The 23194-nt window shown below is 69.2% G+C and carries 12 protein-coding genes; 8 read left to right on the forward strand and 4 right to left on the reverse strand.

What is annotated here, in order from left to right:
* Nucleotides 1-42: 42 nt before the first annotated feature.
* Nucleotides 43-1017, reverse strand: a complete 975-nt coding sequence (locus ACIHCM_RS34770; protein ID WP_399905131.1) for a hypothetical protein — start codon at nucleotides 1015-1017, stop codon at nucleotides 43-45.
* A 5-nt stretch (nucleotides 1018-1022) separates the two neighbouring features.
* Nucleotides 1023-1169 carry a hypothetical protein gene (locus ACIHCM_RS34775; RefSeq protein WP_399905134.1) on the reverse strand — a complete coding sequence of 49 codons (147 nt, stop codon included), beginning with the start codon at nucleotides 1167-1169 and terminating at the stop codon, nucleotides 1023-1025.
* A gap of 181 nt (nucleotides 1170-1350) precedes the next feature.
* On the opposite strand from ACIHCM_RS34775, the gene ACIHCM_RS34780 reads away from it, so the two are divergent.
* Genes ACIHCM_RS34780 through ACIHCM_RS34790 form a run of 3 tightly spaced genes read left to right on the forward strand, consistent with a single transcriptional unit; the run spans nucleotide 1351 to nucleotide 8431 of the window.
* On the forward strand, nucleotides 1351-2502 hold the full coding sequence (locus ACIHCM_RS34780) for a hypothetical protein (RefSeq protein ID WP_399905137.1): 1152 nt from the start codon (nucleotides 1351-1353) through the stop codon (nucleotides 2500-2502).
* Nucleotides 2499-5813 (forward strand): hypothetical protein, encoded by a 3315-nt coding sequence (locus ACIHCM_RS34785; protein WP_399905140.1) that lies wholly within the window; start codon nucleotides 2499-2501, stop codon nucleotides 5811-5813. The genes ACIHCM_RS34780 and ACIHCM_RS34785 overlap by 4 nt, the downstream gene beginning before the upstream one ends.
* Nucleotides 5810-8431 (forward strand): RNaseH domain-containing protein, encoded by a 2622-nt coding sequence (locus tag ACIHCM_RS34790; protein WP_399905143.1) that lies wholly within the window; start codon nucleotides 5810-5812, stop codon nucleotides 8429-8431. Before ACIHCM_RS34785 ends, ACIHCM_RS34790 begins: the two co-directional genes overlap by 4 nt.
* Before the next feature lie 10 nt (nucleotides 8432-8441).
* On the opposite strand, the gene ACIHCM_RS34795 is transcribed toward ACIHCM_RS34790, so the two are convergent.
* Nucleotides 8442-12611 (reverse strand): NACHT domain-containing protein, encoded by a 4170-nt coding sequence (locus tag ACIHCM_RS34795; RefSeq protein WP_399905146.1) that lies wholly within the window; start codon nucleotides 12609-12611, stop codon nucleotides 8442-8444.
* Between the two features lie 392 nt (nucleotides 12612-13003).
* On the opposite strand from ACIHCM_RS34795, the gene ACIHCM_RS34800 reads away from it, so the two are divergent.
* The gene (locus ACIHCM_RS34800) at nucleotides 13004-13846 is read left to right on the forward strand and encodes a hypothetical protein (RefSeq protein ID WP_399905149.1); all 843 of its coding nucleotides are present in this window, start codon (nucleotides 13004-13006) and stop codon (nucleotides 13844-13846) included.
* Nucleotides 13847-14017: 171 nt separating this feature from the next.
* On the opposite strand, the gene ACIHCM_RS34805 is transcribed toward ACIHCM_RS34800, so the two are convergent.
* Nucleotides 14018-15667 (reverse strand): hypothetical protein, encoded by a 1650-nt coding sequence (locus ACIHCM_RS34805; RefSeq protein WP_399905152.1) that lies wholly within the window; start codon nucleotides 15665-15667, stop codon nucleotides 14018-14020.
* Between the two features lie 400 nt (nucleotides 15668-16067).
* Between ACIHCM_RS34805 and ACIHCM_RS34810 the strand changes: the two genes are divergently transcribed.
* From ACIHCM_RS34810 to ACIHCM_RS34825, 4 genes are all read left to right on the forward strand, one after another.
* Nucleotides 16068-18293, forward strand: a complete 2226-nt coding sequence (locus ACIHCM_RS34810) for a hypothetical protein (protein ID WP_399905155.1) — start codon at nucleotides 16068-16070, stop codon at nucleotides 18291-18293.
* Nucleotides 18294-19281: 988 nt separating this feature from the next.
* Complete coding sequence (locus ACIHCM_RS34815; protein WP_399905157.1) at nucleotides 19282-21333, forward strand: tetratricopeptide repeat protein; 2052 nt, start codon at nucleotides 19282-19284, stop codon at nucleotides 21331-21333.
* 142 nt (nucleotides 21334-21475) lie between these two features.
* Nucleotides 21476-21946: a transposase gene (locus ACIHCM_RS34820; protein WP_399905160.1), complete on the forward strand. Its 471-nt coding sequence runs from the start codon at nucleotides 21476-21478 to the stop codon at nucleotides 21944-21946.
* Nucleotides 21934-23181, forward strand: a complete 1248-nt coding sequence (locus ACIHCM_RS34825) for a transposase (RefSeq protein ID WP_399905163.1) — start codon at nucleotides 21934-21936, stop codon at nucleotides 23179-23181. Before ACIHCM_RS34820 ends, ACIHCM_RS34825 begins: the two co-directional genes overlap by 13 nt.
* Nucleotides 23182-23194 lie beyond the last annotated feature (13 nt).

The following is a 23194-nucleotide window of genomic DNA, read 5'->3' on the forward strand; positions in this document are numbered from 1 at the left end:
CCGCCACCCACAATAGAACCTTTGTTTTAATCTTGGCGACTGTCACGGCGCTGCGGGCGGCTGTGGCGTCCGGGCCGCGCCCGTTGCACGAGGTGTGATGTCCAGGCCCCTGGCGGGATGGAGGAGTTCTTGCACGACGACGGGCGGCGCGGCCAGGGTGATGACGCCTGCGGCCCAGTCAGCGGTGGTCTTGTAGGCGGCGAGCGCGGCGATCTCCCACATCGACAGCGGCTCCACCAGCCGAAATCCGTCATCGTCCGGGCGATGGGAGGAAAGCCGCACGCTGGCCTCCACGGTCGCTGCGCTGCGTTCGGCGATGCCGGCGCGTGGTGGCGGGTGCAGCCGGGCGTCCTTGTCGTAGCAGGCGTAGTCCGGGCTGGTGGTGATGCGCCAGTCCTCCCTGTGCCGCCACGCCTGCCAGAGTTGCGCCAGTTGCTCGGTGGACTGCTCGCGCTGCTGCAGAGCAACGGCGGCCTTTTCGAGGGTGACCGTGTCGATGAGGGTCCGCTGTTCTTCACAGCGGCGTTCCGTATGAGCTGCGGCACGCGTCAGCGCCGGACGCGCCCAGTCGTGCAGCCATGGGTGCGCCCTCACGCCCTCGACGGTCACCGACAGCCGGAACTGCAGGTTGCGCCAGTGGTCGCGGTTGAAGTTGGGCCCGAGGAAGTCCGGCGTGCAGTGCGGCTGTTGACGGTTTTCTGCTTCGTCGTCCTCCTCTTGGAGGGCCTCCAGGAGGAGGACGAGGTCGAAGACGGCGTCCGCAAGGCTGGCGTCCGCGGCCAGGGGCTCCACGCGGCAGCAGCCGCACATGCTGAAGGCGCTGTCCGCGTCGAAGCGGACGCGGCGCGTTTGCCCGGGGCTGGTGCCTATCGCCTCGTGGCACGTGGGGTCGCTGTGCACGAAGTTGTCGTCGTCCCAGGTGACCATGTCCATCGGCCGCCCGTAGAACCGGTCAACGGGTATGCCGTACTGCCCCATTACGCCGACCGGAACGCTCTTTCCTAAGTCTCTGTGCACCCGCCTCAGCGTAGTCCGGCATGCCATTGCCGGCGCAGGAACGACGACAGTGTCCCGAACTGGTCGAGGGAGTGCGTCCGCAGCCGCAGACCGGCACGTCGGCGCGTGCCGGGGCTCGTCGTGTGCAGCAGCACGCGGGACGACCGCTCCATGCCTGAATTCGATCGAGGTATTTGCTTTTGGACTCTCTCCAGTTTTCATCCAAGGTCTGAATTGATCATTTGTCGGATCTCAACCCGCGTGTGTCAGTGGCCCCTTGTACGGTCTCGGCTGTGGTTTCCGAACCCGTGCAGCCCCAAAACCTTTGGTGGGGTGTGGAAAGGGGGCCTCGCGATGAGCGATGCTCAGTACGCCCTCGGGCGGAAAGTGATCAGTGCAGCGTTACGCGCCGGGGTGGCCTGGACCCGGCGGCTGGAAGAGCCGCGGGCCTGGCGTGAGATCTCCTGCATGCACGGCGTCATCCTGGGGCACCTCCCACTGGGCGCCGGTCCCGAGACACCTGCCGGCCTGATCGGCAACCTCACTCGTCCGCTGCGGTCGTGGATCCCTCTGGACTGGTCCGCCCTGCCTGCCGAGATGGGCGACCTGGTGATTCTGGAGGACGGACACGACCAGCAGTCCGCCCAGTTGACCGAGGAAGCCTTCGAAGTCGGCTGCTCCTACCTCGAGGTGCTCTTCGACCCTGCTACCGGCGGACTGGACGGCGGGCGGGACTGGCTGCCGACCTGGTCGTGGCAGACGGCGGAGCAGACGGAACACGCGATCTACCGGCAGCTGGCCAGCGGCAGCCAGGCGCAGTACGTCACCGGTCGGCTGATGCTGGTGGAGGTCCCCACCGGTACCGAGGACAGCATTCTCGAGGAGTACGCGCGGCGCGGGGGTGCGCGCATGCAGGTCTACCGGCCGCTGCCGGCGGAGCGCAGCTGCGTGCGAGGGGGTGCGGTGTGGTGGTGGCCGTGCCCGGTGTGTGCGTACCCGATGCGGCTAACGGGTGAGTTGCTGCGCTGCGACTTTCTGCCGCACCAGCGCAAGGCCCGCGTGCTGCTGCGGCCGGGACGGCGTCTGAGCGATCCGCCCGAGGTGGTGAACGGGCCCCCGGGACTGGCTGCGCGTCGCGGTGAGGGTGTGCTGTGCCTGGACTGGCCGGTGTGGCGTCATCTGACCGTGCCGGGGCTGACCGAGGTGGATCTGATGCGGTGGCTGGAGCGCAAGGGGCTGAAGGTGGAGCGCTGGGGTGAGATGGACTCCTGGGACATCGGGGTGACGTTGCCGGACGGGCGGTGCCTGGTCGATGTCAAGGACGTCGCCAACGAGCAGAGCATCATCGACCGGCCTCCGCGGGCGAAGACCATCGTGGTGCCGTCCTACCGGTCGGAGCAGGTCAAGCCGCTGCGTGCGGCGCTGGAGCCGGACGGGTACGCCGTGCACACGCTGGCGTCGTTCAAACGCCTGATCAGCGCCCAGTTGCAGCGGGGGGCGGCATGAGCGGCACGGCCGGCAGCGGAAGCGTCACGGTGCCGCTGGTGGTGCGGGCCTCCGTGTTGCTGGCGGCCCGGCTTTTTCCCAATCGGGCCCCCAAGGAGGAGTCCGCGTGGCGGCAGGTGGCCCGTCTGGACGACGCTCACTTCCTGCTGTCCGGACATCTGCCCTGGTGGGAGCAGTGGCCGGCGCTGTCTCAGGATGACCGGCTACGGGTGGCACGATTGCTGCGCAGGCGTCCCGCCTCGCTGGCGCACCGCAGTGTTTTCCGTGAGGAGGCCGCCCGGGTGGCGGCGGCCGGCGCAGGAGCGGAGTTCGCTGCGGCCGACGAGGACGGGCAGGTCGTGGTGATGCCTGCATCCGACTCTGGCGCGCGCATTGACGATCTGCTGGCGGAGATCGACGGCCATGTGGCGCGCGCTGCCCGTGCCCGTCGGCGGCAGCCGGCCGCGCCCGGGCGCTACTTCTCCGAACTGCGGATTAACGACCCGCTGAGCCCGTCGCGGCGAGCCGTCGGCGTCCGCTACGACCTGCGCATTGCTGAGCCCGGGAAGGCTGCGGCCGCGGTGTTGCAGGACGGCGCTGACCTTGACGATCTGCGGATCCCCCTCAGCGACCTGGAGCAGCTGGCCGAGCGGCTCGACGCCGCCTACGGGGAGCAGCACCGGGTGAAGGCCGTCGCGGACCTGCGAGAGCATCTGCACCATGCGGACGGCTCGGCACTGGGCGAGGAGTTCCATGCGCAGGCGGGAGCCACCCATGTGCTGCATGCCCCTACCGGGCTGGGAAAGAACATCGCCTCGGAGCTGATCGCCCTGTGGTGTGCGCGGCGCGGTCTGACGGCTGCTGTGGTGGTGCCGCAGAACGCGCAGGTGATGCAGGCGGTGGCACGGCTGCGCCGGGACGCGAAGACCCTGCGCCGGACAGACAAGAAAGAACACAGAGGCCGGCTGCCGGTGGTGGTGCCGCTGATCTCCACCCGCGGCATGCAAAAGCTCGCCGAGGACACCGCGGGCAGCGTGCACGACGATGCCGAGCACCGCGAGTGGGTGTTCGGGGAAATGTCCTACAGCTGCGCCTTGACCGCGCACGCGGCGCCCGAGTCGCGGGGCGTGGAGCTGTGGGATCCCGGCAACGAACCGTGCGACCAGCTCAAGGACTCTTCCGGCAAGACACGGTGCTGTCCGTGGCGTGCCACCTGCGGCAAGTTCCGTCACCACCGTGCCGCGCTGGACGCGGACATCCTCATCACCAATCACACCAACTTCCTCATCGGGCGCATCCACGTTCCGCTGGCCGACTGCGGTGTGGAGCGCGGGGATGTGACGGTGGAGGAACTGCTGTTGCGCCGGGCGCATGTGGTGATGATGGACGAGGTCGACGCGCTGCAGGCCAAGGCGTTCGATGAGAGCGCCAAGAGCGTCCTGCTGGCCCGGTACGGGTCGGCCAGCAGCCCGGTACGCGAGCTGGAGGAGCAGTTCAGCCGTCACTGTCTGCGGCTGAGCCGTGAGGTCGAGGAGTATCTGCACCCCAAGATCAAGCGGCTGTCGTGGCTGGCCGAGACGTATGTGTCGCACCTGGCGCGGGGGGCCATCACCCCGGACCGGGAGCGGCGCAGACTGGTGGTGCCGCGGCGGTGGGATGCAATGCTGGCCCACCGGATCTTCAAACTGAAACCGGGGGAGCGGCCCAGCGAAGCGCACATGCGCACCGTGAACCGGCTGTTCAGCAAGACCGGCGAGCTGGACGAGAGCGAGGAGGTCGAAGGGCTGGAGGAACTGCGGTCCGTCCTGTCGTCGCTGACCGACTTGTCGGACGAGGGCAGTCTGAGCGCCGACACCCTCGCCGAGCTCACCGACCGTTTCAGGAAGGTCACCGCAGACCCGTCACCGCAGGATGCGGCCGCCGGGGACGACTCGCCGAAGGACACTGCGCAGGATGCCCCGCCGGAGGACGTGACCGATCTCGTCCAGTACGCGGCGCGGCGGGCCTTCCTGGAGAAGAGCCGCGAGATCCTGCGGCAGATCGTGGGGGTGGCACCGGCCTTGCAGGGGGCGGGCATGACGGCCTCCAACGAGCTGGCGGAGGTGTTGTCGTCGCACGTGCCGTGGAGGGCTGCGCCCTACGGGCCGCTGGGACGGCCACTGTTTGCGTTCAGCGAGCACTTCAACGACCAGGACCTTGCGGCAACCACCCTCACCCTCAAGAGCTTCGTGGGTGACCCGCACAGTCACATCAGCCATCTCGGCGACGTCACGGCGCTGGCGCACGGCGGCCGGCGGCGTGTGGTGATCGGGCTGTCGGCGACCGCGCACATGCCGCGCGCGCCGCGGCATCATCTGCTCACACCGCCGTCGTGGTACGTGCCGGACGACGTCAACGGCACTCTCAGCGCCGTGCTGGACAAGGTGCAGCACGAGGACGGGAAATGGGCGCGGATCTCGGGGCTGCGGGGACAGCGGCGCGAGGACGCGTACCAGGAGATGGGTGCGGCATTGTGGCCGCGGCTGGACGCGGAGCTGGCGGAGGTGGCCGCTGATCCGGCGCGGGCGCATCGGGCGCACGTGCTGGTGGCATTCGAGGCCTACCACGCCGGACCGCTGCTGGCGCAGGGGCTGATCTCAGCCGGTGCGCCGGCCGGGGAGATCTGTGTGGCGGTGCGGCCGCGGGATGTGCCGCGCTACGAGAAACACCCCCCGGGATGGGTACCCCTCCCGGCGGACCGGCTGGAGCAGTTCCCCTTCCATGTCGGGCACGGACAGTGCCGATTCCTGCTGGCGCCCATGGCCCGCGTGGAGCGGGGCCTGAACATCGTCGATCAAGGCGGCCGCTCGCTGCTGCACGTGGCCTGTCTGGTAGTGCGGCCGGTGCTGGTGATGGAAGAACCGGCCGTGCTGCTGGCCATGGTCAACTCGCTGGCCTACCGTGACGCGCCCCCGCCCGGCGGTGAACCGGCCGCGGCCCTGGAGCAGCTGCGGCTGTCCGCCGGACGCACCTTCGAGGAGATCCGGCGCGGCTCGCACTACTTCAAGGACCTCGGCGAGGACGTGAAGACCGCGATCGTGGCGGAGATCCTCACCCGTCTGATCCAGCTCGGCGGCCGCACCCGCCGTGGCGGAGACCACGGCAGCCTGCATCTGGCGGACGCCGCGTTCACCGAGACCGCGACCGACTCCACCCTCCCCCACCTGCTGTCCACGCTGCGCACGGACTGGCAGCGGCGCGACGAGTGGGACCTCATCGACCGGATCTACCGCTCCACCCTCGATGTCCTTCTGAGCTTGGCCGACCACGACCTTCCCGGGGAGACGCCGTGAGCCGCTCCGCCAAGAGCCCCGGTGCGCTGAGCACCCTGTCGTTCGCACTGACCGGCGAGCTGATGGGCGAGGTGTATGTGTATCCGCTGCCCGAGGAGTTCAGCCAGGCCTGGGCACGGCTGCCCAAGCCGCGCTCGCTCGACGCGCAGCGCCCGACCGCCTCGCTTGCGACGGCGGCCCGCGCGGTCACGGGGCGGCGGTTGGTGTTCACCGACCCGGAACGCCCGCCGCTGACCGGGCCGTGGACCAGGCGGGCGCTGATCGTCACGTCGGAGCCGCTCGACTTCACGGTGTGGCGGCGGCTGGTGCGGGAATGGGAGGGCCGGCTGACCGGCTGGGAGGGCCAGGACACGCTCAGCCAGTACCTGGTCGACGAGGCAGGCGGCCCCCACCCGCTGCAGGAGGTGCTGCACCGCGACCGTGAGGGCCGCGTCACGGGACCGAACTGGCCTTTTCGGGTGGCGAGTTGGCGTCTGGCCCAGCTGCTGCGCCGCGAACCGTGGGAGGTCGAGACGCTGGCCGAGCCGCTGGCGCTGGTCCTGGAATCGGAAGGCGACCTGCTGACGTGGGCGCAGCCGATGGAGCGGGAGGCGAGCTGGATCGACGAGGCCACCGGTGAGCGGCGCCGCCGTGTGGGTCACGCCATGGACCGCATCCATATCGACGTCGATCCGGCTCCCGGGGGCCGGATGCTGGTGGCGCATCTGGAGGCGCGCACCGCGCGGATCGCCACCGGCTGGTATGGGGTAAAGAACGCGCATGTGTGCCATCCCGCCAACCCCGACATCGTGCTCAAGGCGCCGGTGCACCTGCGGTGGGCCAAGGACGATCACGGCCAGTGGACGCTGAAGTCGGCGCAGTACAAGGGGGCGACCGCGCAGATCGTCGAGGCCTGCGGGATCGCGCCGCTGCCCGACCCGTTCGCAGTCGACTTTGACAAGCCCGGGCCGGTGCGGGGCATCCACACCACCGCCGTGCACCCCATCGGCAAGGGGGCGGGGTCACGGTTGATGCGCCGGCTGGAGGAGCACGCCAGCAGGATGCTGGACGCCGCCCCCCTGACCTACACCGGCAGCAGCGTCAGGGTGCCCCGGCTGTCGCCCGAACCGTCTCCGGTGGTGCCCCCGGACAAGATCCTGCCCGCCGTTGTGGCAGCCGGCTTCCAAAGCCTGCGGATCGTCGCCCTGTATGAAACCGGGGCGTGGAAGGAGCGGATCCTGGCCCAGCTGGGCCGCGACTTCGCCCAGCCGGAGATCCAGGCGCTCAAGGACGGGCACACCGGCGTGCTGGCACCGGGACTGCAGCTGGTGACGGTACGGGTTCCCGAACTCGTGCGGCACGGCCCGCACAACCGGGCCCCGGTCCTCAACGGCCTTTCGATGCTGCGGCCGTCCGATCCGGGCGAACTCGTCGCCACCCTGGTCGAGACCTCCCTGCCGGCCCGCGGTGAGGCCGATGCCAAGACGGCCCTCAAGCCGCTGTTCGCCGACCGCGACATGCCGTCGCAGTTTCTGACCATGGCCTCGCTCGGCGACCTCTACCAGCCCAACCTCGCCGAAAAGATCGCCCGCTCCCGCGCGGCCAGGAACGACCAGGAACCGCCGCCCATCACGCGCAAGGAAGACGCCGCAGCACAGATCGCCACCGGCGGCCTGCTGACAGACTGCGGCGTCATCGACGACCGGCTGGCGGCCGCCGCCTGCCACCCCCTGGCCCGGGACACCGCACTGGACCGGCGGACCTGGCTGGTGGGTCTGTGGACACGGCTGCACCGCTTCCCCCGCATCCGCGGCCGCGCCACCGCTCCCCCGGTCCTGGCCGTCACCCTGGTCGCGCTGCAAGCCTCGCACCACCCTGACGAGAGGTACTGGCCGGCCCTGATGTACAGCGGCCAGAAGTGGCTGCCTTTGGCGGCCGGCCGCACCCGCCACCATGCCGGACCGATCGGTCTGCCCGGCCATCATCTGCGCGACGACACCGGCGGCCCGGCGCGGGTGCGGGATCATGTCGAGCAGGCCCTGGCGCAACTGCCCGGCGATCGCGGTGTGGTGGTCTTCACCGAGCAGCACCGGGACCTGTGGCCGGGCCTGGCGAACCCCACCCTGGGCGACGGGCTACTGCCCGGGTTGGCGCTGGCTGCCCGCGGCCGGGACATCGCCGTCGTCCGGGTCACGCACGGCAGTCGCACCCCGCGGCCCACACACCGCGTCGGCGGCAGCAGCAAACGCCCCGGCGACGCCGACAAGGCGGCCATGCCCGAGAAGATCCTTTACGTCTCGGACCACGGCGGGGTCAGATCCTGGCTATTCGCGGCAGAGACGCGGCAGCATAAGGGCGGTCAGCGCACCGGCACCGACTACACCCGTCGCACCCTGCCTGAGACCTCGCAGAGCAAGCTCGGCACCGACTTCCACGCCATCACCCGCACCGAGTACACCATCGCCCGGCCGGGCACCTGGCAGGAGGAACGGCTTGTCGGGCTCGCGGCCCGCCTCTCCCAGCAATCCGCCAGCTGGAACGGCCGCACCCTGCTGCCCCTGCCACTCCACCTGGCCTGCAACGCCGACGAGAAGCATCCCCAGTACGTGGCCACCGCCGAGGACGACACTCCCGAATAGCCATACCGGCTCACACCTCCGGTTCGTCAGCCGTCTTGCGCCAGTCGCTGTTCTCATCGGGTAGACGGCAGTCCAGTACATGCGCTGAGGCGAGCAGCGTGCCGTCCTGGGTCAGTTGACGTACTTGCTCGTGCTGCTCGCGGCGGACGTCGTCGATCGCGTGGTTGGTCGCGGGGCAGCTGCGTCTTTTAGTGTTCCAGCGGGCGCAGTCGAAGTAGCCGACCAGGAGCAGGCCTGCGGTATCGGGCTCGCTCAGGTAGGCGCGGAGCTGAGTTCGGGCGGTGGTGGGCAGTTCAGGGTTCCAGCATCCTTTGGCCTCGATGACGACTCTGAGGGTGTGCTCGCCAGTGCCGGGAGGGGCAGGGGCTTCGATCTGCACGTCGGTGCGCAGGCCGGGAAGGCCGTCGCGCCGCACCTGGACTTCCCGGTTGACGACGATGCGGTGGCCGCCGATGTCTCGGCGCAGGAAGGAGGCGGCGGTGTCGCTGAGGTCGTCCTCCCAGCAGGGCCAGCACTGAGTACTGGAATTGAAGCGGGACTGGTTGCGGTTCCAGAGGGTGACGGCGGTTCCGTTGTAGCCCTGCAGGTCCTCCTCCATGCGGGTCAGCGATTCACGGACAAGGTCCAGCAGTTGGCGGGCGTCGCGAACGAGGCGGGTCTGGTACTCAGTGGCAAGCCGGATCAGTTGTTCGGGCTCCAGCGGCTGGGCGTTACGGGCTGCTGCGGCGCGGGCTGTGGCGCGGGCGAGCATGCGCAGTTGCCAGACCTGCGGGTAGGCCTGGGCCAGCCGGTGCAGGGCAGCTGCCGCATGGTGGGTTTCACGGGAGGCGAGGATGCGCGGCAGGTGGCGCAGCAGGTCGACGAGGCGGTCTTCATCCTGGATGAAGCCGCTGCGCCAGGGCCGTTGCAGGCGGGCGATGCCGATGTCCTCCAGAAGGAGAACGTAAAGATCAACCAGCGCGTCGTCGTCGAGGTGATCAAAGGGCCAGCCGTCGGGGCCGGTCGACACACCAGTGAGCAGGTCGCCGTACTCTTTCAGGACGGTGACGTCGCCCAGGCCGCGGCGCAGGGCGGGCCAGTGGTCGGGAAGAATGTCGTGACGCAGCAGGGCGCGGGCGGCGAAAAGCCAGCGTTGCCGTGGCGGCGAGCCGGGCTCGTGCCCGCGCGGATCGGTAGCGAGGGCGTCTACCAGGTGGCTGAGGGCTTCGGCGTCTTCTGCGGCGGCGAGTTCCTCAAGGACGGCGTACCACTGTTCGGGGCTGCGATCGCTGTGCCGTGCCCAGGCAGACAGGACGGTTCTCAGCCCGCTGGTGGAGTCCCGTTCCAGCGCTTTCACCAGGTCGCGCAGGGTCTGGACAGCGGAATGGTCGAGGGTATCCAGCAGCAGTGGGAGCAGCTGGTCTTCGGCACGGGCAACGCACAATGGCATCCAGGTGCGCTGTAGATCGCGTTCGTCGTCATCGTAGGCGGCGCTCTGGGCGAGGGCGACGGCCCAGCCGGCCCAGTGCGCCGGGCTGGCATGCAGTGCTGCCGTGTGGTCGACGAGGGCGAAGGCGGTGAGTTCTGCCGACGGCCGGCGGGCGGTGGAGTCTGGGCGGAAGTTGGCCGTGGTCAGCGGGGGAACTTCGCTCAGGAGGTGGGTGGCTGCCTGGCTGAGGCGCCGGGCGGGTTCGGTGCCGTTGGTAGGACGTGAGGGTGCCCGGTCGGCCAGCGTGGAAATGCCACCGGTGTGCCGCGTTGGTGAGCCGTCCGGTGCGCGCCGCAAACAGCGCAACAGGGCGTTCCATGCGGTCAGGACGCTCGGGCCGACCGCAGCAAGAACCTCGTCGAGTGCCGTGTTCAAGTCGACCGGGTCAAAGCGCTGTTGCTGCCGTCGTGCTTCGGCGCGGGCAGCGCGTTCTTGCTGGTCGCGTCGGTAGGTCTCCCAGAATGCGGTGGCCTCGGCAAGCGTGGGATGGGTGCGACGCGCGGCATCGGCTCGTGCCCTGGTTTCGGGATCCTCGGGAGGCGCGAAGCGGACAGCTTGCCGGGCGCGGGCTGGGTTGATGGCGGTGAGCTGTTCCCAGTGCTCCATCCAGTACAGCAGGTCGGCACCGGGCAGGAAGGAGCCGCCTGGGATGCCGGCTAGCACGCTGTAGAAGGCATTGTCCTCGGCGTGCTGTAGGAGGTGGCGGGCGAGCAGGCGCCGGGTCCGGGGACAGCTGTCCAGGGCCTGGGCCAGCTCCTCCAGCGCGGTCTGCAGGACCGAGCTGTGCAGGCGTTCCTCGTCGTCGGCAAGGCCGAGGAGTCCCTCGCCGATGACGGGCACGAGGTCGAGAGCGGGGGTGTCCTCGTTGAGGGTGACCGCACGGGCCAGCACAGCCAGGGCCAGGCCGGGGCTGGTGGACTGGGCGTCTCCCGCGTGCAGGGCACGTCCGGCCCATCCGGCTGCTTCGGCGATGGTGCTGTCGTCGAGCTGTGCCGGGGCTTCGCGGCGCAGGAAGAAGGCTGTGCCCACGAAGGCCGGGTCAGGGTCGCGGATGCAGTCGAGATAGCCGGTCACTGTCAGGTGGCCGGGATAGAGATGGCGCAGCGCCGCAGCGATCACCTCGGGCGAGGGATCCTGGGCCAGGTCCATGATCCGGGTGAGGGCGTCCGGGGTGGGCTCGGTGACGCCGGCCAGGGCCGCGGTGCGCACGCCCGTGTCGTGGCGGTCGTCTTCGGCCACGTCCAGCAAGTCGTCGGCGAGCTCGGGGTGGGGGCAAGCCCGGGCGATGCTGACCACCGCATACGTCAGACGGGACTGGCCGGGCTTCTGCAGGCGGGGACGCAGCTGGTCGGCCAGTCGGCGGTGGTTGAGGCGGTGCAGCAGGCTGTGGTCGAGACTTACCGTGTCATCCCGTTCCAGCAGGGCGAACAGGGCGTCAACTGCGCGCTCCCGGTCGGTGTCGGGCAGGCTGGGCAGGTCGGCCAGGAGCAGGACGAGCGGGTCGTCGCGCATGAGGTCGGCAAAGAGGGTGGTGTCGCTGGTGGCGCGCCAGGCGGCGACTTCCTGCTGGGCGGGGATGATGTGGCGGGCCTGGCCGTCTCCGATCCACAGCAGCTGGCGCTGGGGTTGCGGCTGCAGGTGGTGCATGCGCAGGAAGTGGGCGGCGAGGAATTCGCGGTAGCTGTCGTGGGCGAAGGCCCAGCGCAGATCCCCGGTCGGGACCAGCAGGCTTGATTCGGTCACCTGGCGCAGATTCCACAGGGTGCACGGGACACTGCCACCCAGGTGCCCGGGTTCGTCAAAACCGTCGAGCCGTGACAGGCGCAGGTCTGCCGTCGTACGGGATTCGTCCTCGGTTACCGCGGTGTACGGACCGAATTGCATCGTGGCCGCCAGCCGGGCCGCGACGGCGAGCAGGTGTTCGGGGGAGGTCTGCGTCTGCAGCTGGGCGGGGTTGGTGGGGCGGCGGTGCTCGGTACACAAGCGCAGGCACGCCTGGAGGTAGGCGTCGTGCACCGTTGCCGGCAGGCGGGCGTGAACGGCGTAACTGTCGAGGAGTTGCAGCAGCGTGACCGGGTGGGTGGCCAGTGCGACCAGTCCCTGCTGCTGGATCGACTCGAGCAGGGCAGCGGTATCCGCCACGCCGACCATCTCAGCTGCGACGGCTACGTCGTCCGGGCCGAGTGGGGCCAGACCCATGATCTTTATCTGGTCGGGTTGCCAGTCTGCGCGCAGGGATTCTTCGAACCGGGCCGGCCAGCGGGCGCTGCGGCAGGTGATCCGCAGGCGAAGCCTTTCGCGATCCGCTTCGGGCAGGTCCTCGAGCGCCTCCTGCAGGAGCTGGTCCAGCTGGGGAAGGTCGTTGAGACCTTCATCCAGGCCGTCGAGGAGGACGTGCCACTCTCCCGGTTCGGTGGGCGGTGTCAGTGCCGTCTGCATGTGACTCTGCGCCCGCCGGGTCGTGGTGCACCGTTTCAGTTCGAGCCAGGCGGGATGCAGACCGGCGGCCAGCAGAGCGTCGCGTTCCTGACGCAGAGCGTACGTCTTGCCCATGCCGCGTTCGCCGCGCAGCACGATGACGGCGGTAGCCCGTTCCTGGGCCAGCAGCACGCCGGCCTTGGCGTAGCGGGGCGGCCATCCGTAACGGCCCTGGGCCGGCGGCTCGTCGAGCACGAACACCCGCCGCTGCCAAGGAAACTGATACTCCTGCATGGGCAATGCTCTCCTGGCGGGCGGACGAGATGGACCGCTGACCATCAAACAGACAGTCCCGGACTGCAGGGGGACTGTGCGTGTGCTGGCCGCATCCCACTGTAGAGCGCCAAGGGCTGCAGCACCCCGTGGGCGCCTTGTACTACATCGTCACCGCGGCCGCGGAAGGGCGGACGAGCGGCCCCCCGGCCCGTCGTCACTGAACGGGTCGGACTCCACACCGCCACGTGATGCTCGGCAAGCCACCGGCTGGCGGCTCCCCTCCCCGGCTGTGGCCGGGCGGGCCTGCGAGCCCGCAGGGGGCGTCGGATATTTTCTTCCCATCCGGCGCCGAACAGTAGGTGACGATCTGTCGGCCAGGCGCGTCGGGACCAAATGGGAAGGAACCGACCGTGAGCACGCACCCCGACCTGCCCGACCACTTGGTCCACTTCACGGGACGTCCCCGGGGACAGGACGAAGAAGTCCCGGACTTCGCCCAGGGAAGCCCCGAGGAGAGGCTGGTGAACATCCTGCACAACGGCGTATTGCGCGGGAACACCACCTTCTGGACCGACGCGCCGGTGATCTGCTTCAGCGAGGTTACCGAGGAAGCACGCCGGGCGATGCTGCGCCACGGTGTCCACCGCGGGCCCTACCCGCCCTGGGGCCTCGTACTTGACCGCCAGCAGCTCATCGCCACCGGCGCCCGACCAGCCCTGTACGTGTCCCGCACCGAGCAGGCCCACATGAAGGCGGAGCTGCCACGCCGTACATACAACCGGTGTGTGGTGTACGAGCCGGACGCCGCCCGGGGCCGGTCGGACTGGCTGTTCGAGCGGGAGTGGCGCCTGTGCTACGGTCCCGCCCAGACCGCAGAGCTGACCATCACCCCCGCGCTTGTCGCCGGCGTCATCGTCGGCCGCCGGGGCTGGATGCCGCCACCCAGGCAGGTGGTGGCGGCCGACGTCGTCGACGACCTCAAGACTCAACTGCGAGCCCTCCCAGCCCTGGTGCAGTCCTGGAGGGAGCAACTTCCCGACGGGGCATCGATCCAGAGCATCCACGTGAGTGCCAGCTCGACACGGACGAGGTTCGCTGGAGCCGCCGACCGTCTGGCCCGCTGGTACTGGGACGGCGACGACCTCATCCCAGACGGCCACATCGACATACATCACCAGCAGATGAGTCATTCCCCGTTCGATGACCAGGGGCCGGCCATCGAAGTGGGCTACACACTCGACCTCAACGAGTGAAGAACGGGTCCGGCGTACCGAGGACTTCGGTGACTCCGGCTTCGTCGGGGACGGCGGCCGCATCCGCACCACCTTTTCCGAGCAGCTCGATCGAGCTGCTCGTCGCCGAGGCGGGACCACGTCGGGTGGCCAGAGGGTGCGGTCGACCGATCGTAGTCCGGACAGGGCGGGTCAGGGGTTGTCGTCGGCGAGCCAGTGCGGGTCCCAGCAGCGCTGGGGAGGACGGGTCGCGTGGTGCATGCGAAGTCCGCGGGGTCCATGGACGCCGGCGTCCGGGAGGTCGATGAGCCAGTCGAGAACGGGCGGGGATACCTCGTCGGGGGCATCGAGATCGGCCAGCAGGGCGCCGGGGCCACGCTGATCGTAGGGCTGAGGCAGAGGCAGACCTGCGGCGGTGGCGTCGTCGATGAGGCGGCGGCAGATGCTGTGCCAGCGCCCTTGCCCCCACCAGGAGTTGGTGTAGCCGGTGGAGCCGCCGATGCTCATCAGGATCAGTGTCGTCTGGGGGCCGAGCACCTCATGGTCGTGGTGGCGCCAGCGGTCGAGTTCCGCTGTGACGGTGGCGGTTACCTCACTCCAGCCCGGGCCGAACAGCGAAGAGACGGGGGTTCCGTCGGGCAGGGCCCACTGCGGGTCGGTCAGGGCGTTCTTGATGCTGTCCCAGTCGATGCCTTCGACGGGGCAGACGTGCTGCTGAGTGATGCGGGTGACGGCGATGTTGACACGCGCCATCAGGACGTCCGATTCCAGGTGGTGCTTTTCCACTGCGGTGTTGTTGCGCCAGCACCAGGCTGCTACGCCCAGGGCAGCCGCATCGGGCACGATGTCGGGCGCGACGTCCCCGCCAGTCATGCCGACTACCCACTCCAGGTAGGCGTTGAGCCATTGGTTCTCGGTGACTTCCCGAAGCAGGTCTCCCAGCGGGAGCTGCCGGTCGGCGGCCGGCTGGAAGATCCGGCGGATTCTGCGCAGGATGAACTCCTGCCGGGCCTCGGCCGGTGCGGAGTCGGCGATACGCACGTGGGTGGCATCGAGCAGACCGGCTTGTCCGGCGGCGGCAGCTACAGCGGTGACGGCCTGCTCGCCGGAGGGGGCGACGGGGATTTCGATGCTGTCGTCCAGCAGTGAGTAGGACTCGGGCCAGTCACCGCACACGTCGTCGAAGGGCTGCAGGGCCAGGGTCTGCTGGTGGGGGTTGTACTGGACGTCCAGGCCGCCGTCGCCGCGCCAGCACGTGGCGAACAACGATGCGCCTTCCTGCGGGTCGAAGTCGGTGTCCCACCGTTCTGGCAGGTCGAATCCTGCCCAGCCCAGCGCTGCGAGCAGCTTTTCGAGCCGGATCACGTAACTCTCCCAGTCACGGCCTGACGGAGCGGGCACGCCCCTGCCTGTTGGTGCCTCGGCGGGCGGGGCGAGAGTGGGCGCGGGTGTTGACGTCGGCTGGTGAGGGTCGTGCACGTGCAGCAGCCTGTCGGCCTGCTGCACGATGTGCTGGCGTTCAGCGGCGCGGCAGCGTGCGCACAGGTAGCGGTAGTCGTTTCCGAGGCGGGCCGAATAGCGGGTCAGGGAGCGGGTCTTGCCGCAGTCGCGGCAGGGGTCGCGGCCGTTCTTGGGCCACCACAGCCACCACCGGCCGTCGTAGTCGCCGGGCTTGGGTACCACTCCCTGGCCGACGAGGAGTTGGGCAAGGCGCCGCATGCTGCTGTCACCGAGTTGGGGCGGCACCTGGGTGTGCAGCAGGTCGTGCGCGGCCAACAGGACAGCGCTCGGGACAATCTCACCGGTCTCCGCGCGACGCAGCACCCCCAGTGCCGCGGCCAATTCGGCCACTCCTGCGCTGTGAAGGTCCGCGGGCCGGCCATGCCGCGACGCCATGGCTATTGCCTTGTCGAGATCAGCTTGCGCAGGTGCAGGAATCGTCACGTACGGAGCCTAATCCCGCCCTCTGACAGCGCGAGACACGAGCCGGCGGCCCGGCGGCACGCATCCGGTCGCTGCTCAGCCAGCCGGGATGCGCCTGATCGCTGTATCTGTGGCGGGCCGACCGCCCGGTCGGTCACGTCCGGCTGTCGGTGCACCTCCATAGATCTGTCCGCTTGTGGCTTTTGAGCCTAAAAGTAACCGCAGCCGTGCCGCGACGAGCTAGGGTCAACTTGCATCCGGGCGGGGCGGTTTGAGCCGTGCCAGATTCTGTTTCAGGGGAGCTGTCGGGATGTACAGTGTGCTTGCGTCGGACGTACCGCTCGGCCCGTTCGAGGGCACGCCGATCACGGACTGGTCCGGCCGGGGCCGGCAGGCGAAGCTGCACGCCGCACCGTCATGCTCCTACCTGCGCTCGGCGCAGGCTGACGAGCGGGTTGTGTATCTGGATGCCGCGGTGGTGGGGCGGATGTGCCCGCAGTGCGGGACGTACAACTCCTGGGCCAGGCTGGGGACCGGGCTGGCCGTGTTCCTGGACACGCTGACCGGGCCCGGTCTGCTGCATGAGCTGGATCGCTTCCGTGACACGGACGAGAGCTCCCCGGACGGCGAGGAAATCCGCCACGCGGCTGCCGTCCTGTACCGGCCCGTGTCCGACGAACCGGCCGACAGTTGCGGGCGGGACGAAGCCGAAGACGATGACGGCTCCTGGCAGGTTCTGCAAGAGGCCAGGCAGATCCGCGAGTCCGTGTTTCGTGAATGGCGTGGTGCACTGGCCAGCCTGCACCGTACACACCGGCATCTGGAGCTGTTCCCCTGGTTGCGGCCCTGGGCCGAGCCGGCGATCGAGGCGAAAGCCGAGCGCCTGCGCGGGCTGCAGGGGCAAGCGGCCTTGCTGGTCGACAGGGAGGTGCTGCTGATGGCCGCCGCGGCGGCCCAGGCTGAGGAGCCCGATGTCCCGGCCGAGGACCCGGCGTTCACGCCGCTGGGCGGCCCCGATCAGGTGCGCAAGCATCTGGTGTCGCTGTGGCAACGCTGGAGCAGCGCCGTCGCGGACACCTGGGATGCCCCGCAGCGGCACACCTTTCTGGCGCATCGACTGGTCGAAGGGATGGGCAGCCGCCGTAAGGGGCGCGATCAGATCCTGGAGCGCGGACGAGCGGTCATGGCCGGCTGGGAGAGGGAGATCCGGTCGGCAGTCGGTGACGAGCACGGCGAGCGGACACTGGTCGCACGTCTTCCTCATGACGCTGCCGTGCGCGGTGTCCGCCGTTCGCTGCTGGACCGGCTGGGCGAGTGGGAACTGGGAGTCCTCGCTCTGCACACGGTCAGCACCGTGTGGGAGCCGAACTCCGTCATCACAGTGCGTGTGCCGGAGCCTGTGGCCGCACGCTTGCTTGCGCAGCGTAGCGGGCTCTCCTACAGCGAACCGGAATCGGCCGGAACCACACCGTCGGCAACAGGCCTGCATGCCGCAGACAAGGCGGGACTGGGGCCGGGCGTGTTCGACGACACTCCCGTCCACCGAAGGCGTGTGGTGAGCGCTGGGCATGTGCGTGCGCTGCGTGCAGCCATGCGGGACGCGGAGCAGCTGTATGCGGTCTTCTCCCGCGCCGCCGGCCTTGAGGTCGTGTCCTTGAGCACCCTGGAGCAGCGCTGCGCCGAAGGATGGCAGGGAACCATCATCGCCGGAGCGAGTGACCTCCCGGATGCTCTCTTCACACCTTCGCCGTCCTCCGGCCAGGATGAGACGCGGGACGGCGAGGTGTGGCCCAGCCGGGTCCACGACCCTCACCATGAGGACTTCGGCCGTCATCTGAGCGTGGCAGAAGGCGAGAGGGTGCTACAGCGGCTGTGCGCGCGAGGCCGGGATACCGGGCACGCACTGCGCTCGCTCTCCCTGGCCCAGGGCCTGGCCGACCTGCGTCAGCTGGACACTGCCGGATACGACGATCAAGGCAATCCACGCCGCCCCTTCGCCTCCGCCGTCTGGCACGGCCTGCTGGCCATGGAACAGCTGGACCTGGAGCCCTTCGCATCCGACACCGGTTCCGGATGGCAGCGCGGCTCAGGCCTGCCGCTGGGCACGCTCGCAGGTGTGCAGGTCTACACCTCCGACGCGTTCGGCGCGTACGAGGGCCGGGCCCACTCCCCCGGGTGCACCCACCGGCGGCCGGAGGACGGGCTCTACCACGACGACGACCTGGTCCCCCTCGAACGCCTGATTGGCAACGAAAGCTTCGACCCCTGCAGCAAGTGCGGCGGTTACGCCGTACGCCGCCTCAGCGAGCACCAAGTCGCCTACTACAGGGCCGCGCACCGGCTGCACGACCTCGCCCAGACAGTGTCCTACGCGGCCCGTCGGGGTGATGCTGAGCGCACCGAGCTCGGAGCCAAGCTGCGCGAGTTCACTGATATGGACCGCCAGACCCTCAAGGCGTGGTTCCCCTCGCGCGAGGAATCCCGCCAGTGGAGGCGCACGGTTGACCGTCTGCTGGCCGCTCTCCGCTCGCCTGGGCCAGCATGATCGCCAAGGCCGTCGCATGACAGGGCACACCCCGCCCCCTGAACGGCGCGGGGCCGCCGGAACCTCGACCGACGACCACACGAACAGCAATCCGATTCAGCGTAGTCGGCCAGACGTCCTGTCGTCGGGCGGTAGTGGATCCCGTGCGGCGCCGGGGGCGGGCAGTGGGCGGCCGGGATGTCAGTCGCCAGTGCGATGATGTGGGAGTGACGGGACGGGCGAGAGTTATGGTGTGGCTGCTGGCGGTGCTGTGCGGGCTGGCAGCGGTGGGGCTGGGCGTCGTCGCGGCCGTGGCCGATCTCGACACGGCTGGTCAGGTGGCGAGTGTGGCTGGTTCGGTCGCAGGTCTGGTCGGAGTTGCGCTGAGTTGCTACACGCTTCTGCGGCCGTCAACTGCCGGGAGCCATGGGGTGGTTGCGACAGCGGCGGGAGCGCGCTCCGTCGCGGCAGGCGGCAGCATTAGCCGAGCGGTTACCGGCGATCGCGCCACCCTCACCACACCCCCCGTGACACCACCAGCAGCAGGGACTTCCGGTTCAGCGCAGGCGATGGGTGAGCGAGGCGTCGCAGCGGCCGGCGGGGTCGGCGAGGCCATCACCGGAGACGACGCGCGCGCATGAATCCGTGGCAGAGGAAGCCCAGACCAGAATCCGGATCGCAGAACTCGGCTGCTGACCGGCAGTCCTTGATACCGGATACTGGCGTGGAGGCGTCCGGCCTGCGCTCTGTTGCGGCTGCCGGGAGCATCGGCGCGGTCACCACTGGCGACTACAGTCCCCTGACGGTCACTGTTCACCCAGCCGCACCCGCGCCGACCGCGCTGGCCTCCCTCCCCGCAGCGCCCTCAAATCTCAGCGGCCGGGATGCAGAGGTCGAGCAGGTTCTGTCGGTCCTTCGGCCGCACGCCGTGCCACCACAGCAGGACGTGGACTCCTCCTCCGGGTCCGGGCCGATCGCTGCCCCGGCTGCAGATGATGTCCTACCGCCCGTGCTGGTGACCTCGGTCGCCGGACTTGCCGGTGTAGGCAAAACAGCACTTGCCCTGGCCTGCGGACATGCCGCCACCGAGGCGGGCTGGTTCAGCGGCAGCCTCTTCATCGACCTGCGTGGATACGACGACAAACCAGTGCAGCCCGGCCAGGCTCTGGAGGCGCTCCTGCGGGCCCTCGGCGTCGACTCGGCCAGCATTCCTGCAGCGGCTGAGGAGCGGGCAGCGTTGTACCGGTCCGAACTGGAAGACCGGGCCGACCAGGGGCAGCGTCTGCTCATCGTGGCCGACAATGCCGCCAGCGCTGATCAGGTCCGTCTCCTGTTTCCCGGCAGCCGTCGGCACCAGGTCCTGATCACTTCCCGGCACACGCTGCCGACACTCGGCGCGCGGCTCGTGGATCTTGCCGTGCTCAGCCCCGAGGCGGCGGCGGCACTTCTGCGGCATGCCCTGCTGCAAGCCAACCCCGTCGACCGACGCGTCCTTGAGACCGAAGACGGCATTGCGGAACTGGCCCGCCTGTGCGGATACCTGCCGCTGGCTCTGCACATCAGTGCCGCCCTGCTGATCCTGGAACCCGACCAGACCGTCGCCGAGCTCGCGGCCGAACTCGCCGAGGCCCGGTCACGACTGAGCCTCCTGGACGACGGAGAGCGGGCTGTCCGTGCCTCCTTCGATCTCTCCTACCGTCGGCTTTCACCGGATCATGCCGAACTCTTTCGTCTCCTGGCGCTCAACCCCGGCCCCGACATCGGTCTTGAAGCAGCGGCAGTCCTGGCGGCCCGCCCGCTGCCGGCCGTGCGCACCACGCTCCGCGCTCTCGTGCAGGCGCACCTGCTCGACTGCGTGAACAGGCGCTGGTCGATGCACGACCTCGTACGCGACTTCGCCACCGAGCTCGTCCACGGCACCCAGCAGGCCGCAGCAGACGATACTGGAGGAGAAGAGGCGCCGGCTGCGGCAGGGCCCCACGCTCAGGCATGCAGCCGACTGCTCGAGCACTACACCACCACCGCCCTCGCGGCCGGTGCCCACCTCACCATGGGAACGCACTCGTCTGCGCCAAGCGCATTCACCGATCAAGAGGAGGCACTGGCCTGGCTGGACAGCGAGCGGGTAAATCTCACCGCATCCGTGAGCGCCGCAGCCGCCATCGGGCACCAGGACATCGCTCTCCAACTCCCGGTGATCCTCTACAACTACCTCACCTGGCATGGGTACTTCGACGACTTGATCGCCGTGACGACGATCGCGTGCGACGTTGCTCACCAAGCGGGAGCGCTCGCCGCCGAAGCAGGAGCATGGAACAATCTTGGCATCGCCCTGACCGAGGCCTCACGCTACGAGGAAGCTGTCCTGGCTCACAGGCGGGCCATCGAACTCTTCGCCTCAGTGGACAACCACAATGAACGCGGCAAGGCCCTCAACGGACTCGGCTCGGCCCTGCACGATTCAGGGAAACCTGCTGACGCCCTACAGATCCACCAGGAAGCCCTGGCAGTCCAACGGGCTTGTGGAGACCGGCAAGAGCAGGCCGCGGTACTGAACAACCTGTCCAGGGACCATCAGGAGCTGGGGAACGTCGCAGAGGCGTGCGCCGCAGCAGAAGAGGCATCCTCGCTGTTCCGGCAACTCGGTGACACCACCAGCGAAGCGAAAGCACTGTGCACAGCAGCCTTCGCACTCCAGGCATCAGGACAGCCCGAGGAAGCACAGGCGGTCTGCGAGCGGGCCATCAAAGCCGTCCGCCGCACCGCGGGCAATCCCCGCGACGAAGCAGCAATCCTGCTGACCTGCACCGAGTTGCTCACCGACCTCACGCCACAGCAGCAGATCACCTATCTCCTGCAGGCCCAGGCAGCGTGCGAACGCGCCAACGCCCACGATCTGCACGCGCACGCACTGAGCGCCATCGGCCTCGCCTGGATCACCGCGGGTGACACGAGCCAGGCCACCACTCATCTCACGCGTGCAGCATGCTTGCTTGAAGAGATTGGTCTTACCAGCGAAGCGGCCGACGTTCGAGAGCTGCTCGCGCTGCTCCAGCCCTGACCCAGCCGCACAGCACGGGGCGGGCGCACCCGGCTGCCTCAGCTTGACTCTGTCGGGGATCTTGGAGTTTCCCGGTGCGGCAGCATGGTCAACGGGCATGCTCGGGTGGTTCCGATGACCGATGCAGCTGTCGAGGTGCCCGTTGTCCCTCCGCCCGCGTTCCGGTGAGCAAGTCCCGCCTCTGACTGCGCAGGTCGCGCGGGCGAGCAACCCGGGCGGCACGACGGCGATATGGGTGCGCGACCGGCTGGACGGGCTGTGGTCCGACGAGGACTTCGCCGACTGGTACCCACGCGACGGGCGTCCGGGCCTCTCGCCTGCTCAACTGGCCACCGTCTGTCTGCTGCAGTTCCTGCTCGGCCTGTCGGACCGACAGGCCGCCGAGGCGGTCCGCTGCCGCATCGACTTCAAGTACGCCATGGCCCTGGAGCTGGACGATCCCGGCTTCCACCACAGCGTGCTGGCCGACTTCCGCGACCGTCTCGCCGAAGGCGACCGTGCTGACCGCCTCCTCGACCTCGCGCTGTCCCGCCTCAAGGAGGCCGGCCTGGTGCGCGAGCGCACTACACAGCGCACCGACTCCACCCACGTCCTGGCTTCGTGCGGGATCTGACCCGCCTGGAGCTGATCACCGAGGCGGTCCGTGCCGCACTGGAAGAAGTCGCCAGTATCACTCCTCACCTGCTGGACGGCCTGGTCGATGAGGACTGGGGGCTCCGCTACGGCCGCCCGGTCCGCCTGGGCAAGAACCCCACCAAGCCCAAGACCAGGATCCTCGCCACCGGCAACGACGCCGCCCGACTCCTGGAACACCTCGACCGTCACGGAGCAGACCGCGCGTCCGGCCCTCGTATCCAGGCCCTGCGCCAGATCATGGTGCAGAACTACCACCGTGACGGCGCAGGACACCTGCGCTGGCGCACCGCCGAGACGGAAGGCGGGGCCGGGCTGCCGCCCTCGTCCCGGACGATCGTCTCTCCCTACGACACCTCGGCCCGCTACGCACGGCACGGACACATCATCAGCTGGAAGGGGTTCTCCGCTCACCTGACTGAGACCTGTGCTCCCGACGGCCCCAACGTGATCACGGACGTGGCTACCAGCGCGGCCACCACCCACGGCAGCCAGGTCCTGCCCGGCATCCATACCCGCCTGGCCCGTCGCGGGCTGCTGCCCGCCGAGCACCTGGTCGACGCCGGCTACACCTCCCTGCCCCACCTGGAACAAGCCACCCGTGAACACCAGGTCACCGTCTCCGGGCCACTCCGGAGCAACCCCACCCGCCAACACCGCCGGAACGAGGGCTTCGCCCGCGACGACTTCCACATCGACTACGACCGCCAGCAGGTCACCTGCCCACAGGGCCAGGTCAGCCAGGGCTGGCACGGCCCCTACCCGACCTCCTCACCCACCGCGGCCCCGCTGATCGTGGCCAGGTTCACCAAGAGCCAGTGCCACCCCTGCCCGGCCCGCGCCCAGTGCACCACCTCCCGCGAAAGCCACCGCACCGTCGGCTTTCCGCCACGAGAACTCCGCGACCTGCAACTCCGCGTCCGCACCGAGCAGCAGACACCCGAGTGGAAGACCCGCTACGCGGTCCGCTCCGGAGTGGAGGGCACGGTCAACGAGTTCGCCCACGGACACGGCATGCGACGCTGCCGCTACCGAGGACAGGGAAAGGCCCACATCCAGCACGTCCTGACCGCCATCGCCATCAACATCGAGCGCCTCAGTGGACTGCCGCCGACCGAGGAAACACCCACGCCCCGCCGACCGACCGCCTTCCAGACCTACCTCGATCAGCGCGACATACCCCGGCCGAAGTCCTGGCGCACCCTGGGCACCTGACCTCGGCAACTCC

Origin of the sequence: Streptomyces sp. NPDC052023 (assembly GCF_044548465.1) — a bacterium.
Lineage (GTDB): Bacteria > Actinomycetota > Actinomycetes > Streptomycetales > Streptomycetaceae > Streptomyces.

What these genes read in the sequence shown, in the direction of transcription:
- ACIHCM_RS34775 (WP_399905134.1), bottom strand. Translation starts at nt 1,169, where the DNA reads ATGGAGCGGTCGTCCCGCGTGCTGCTGCACACGACGAGCCCCGGCACG.
- ACIHCM_RS34780 (WP_399905137.1), top strand. Translation starts at nt 1,351, where the DNA reads ATGAGCGATGCTCAGTACGCCCTCGGGCGGAAAGTGATCAGTGCAGCG.
- ACIHCM_RS34785 (WP_399905140.1), top strand. Translation starts at nt 2,499, where the DNA reads ATGAGCGGCACGGCCGGCAGCGGAAGCGTCACGGTGCCGCTGGTGGTG.
- ACIHCM_RS34795 (WP_399905146.1), bottom strand. Translation starts at nt 12,611, where the DNA reads ATGCAGGAGTATCAGTTTCCTTGGCAGCGGCGGGTGTTCGTGCTCGAC.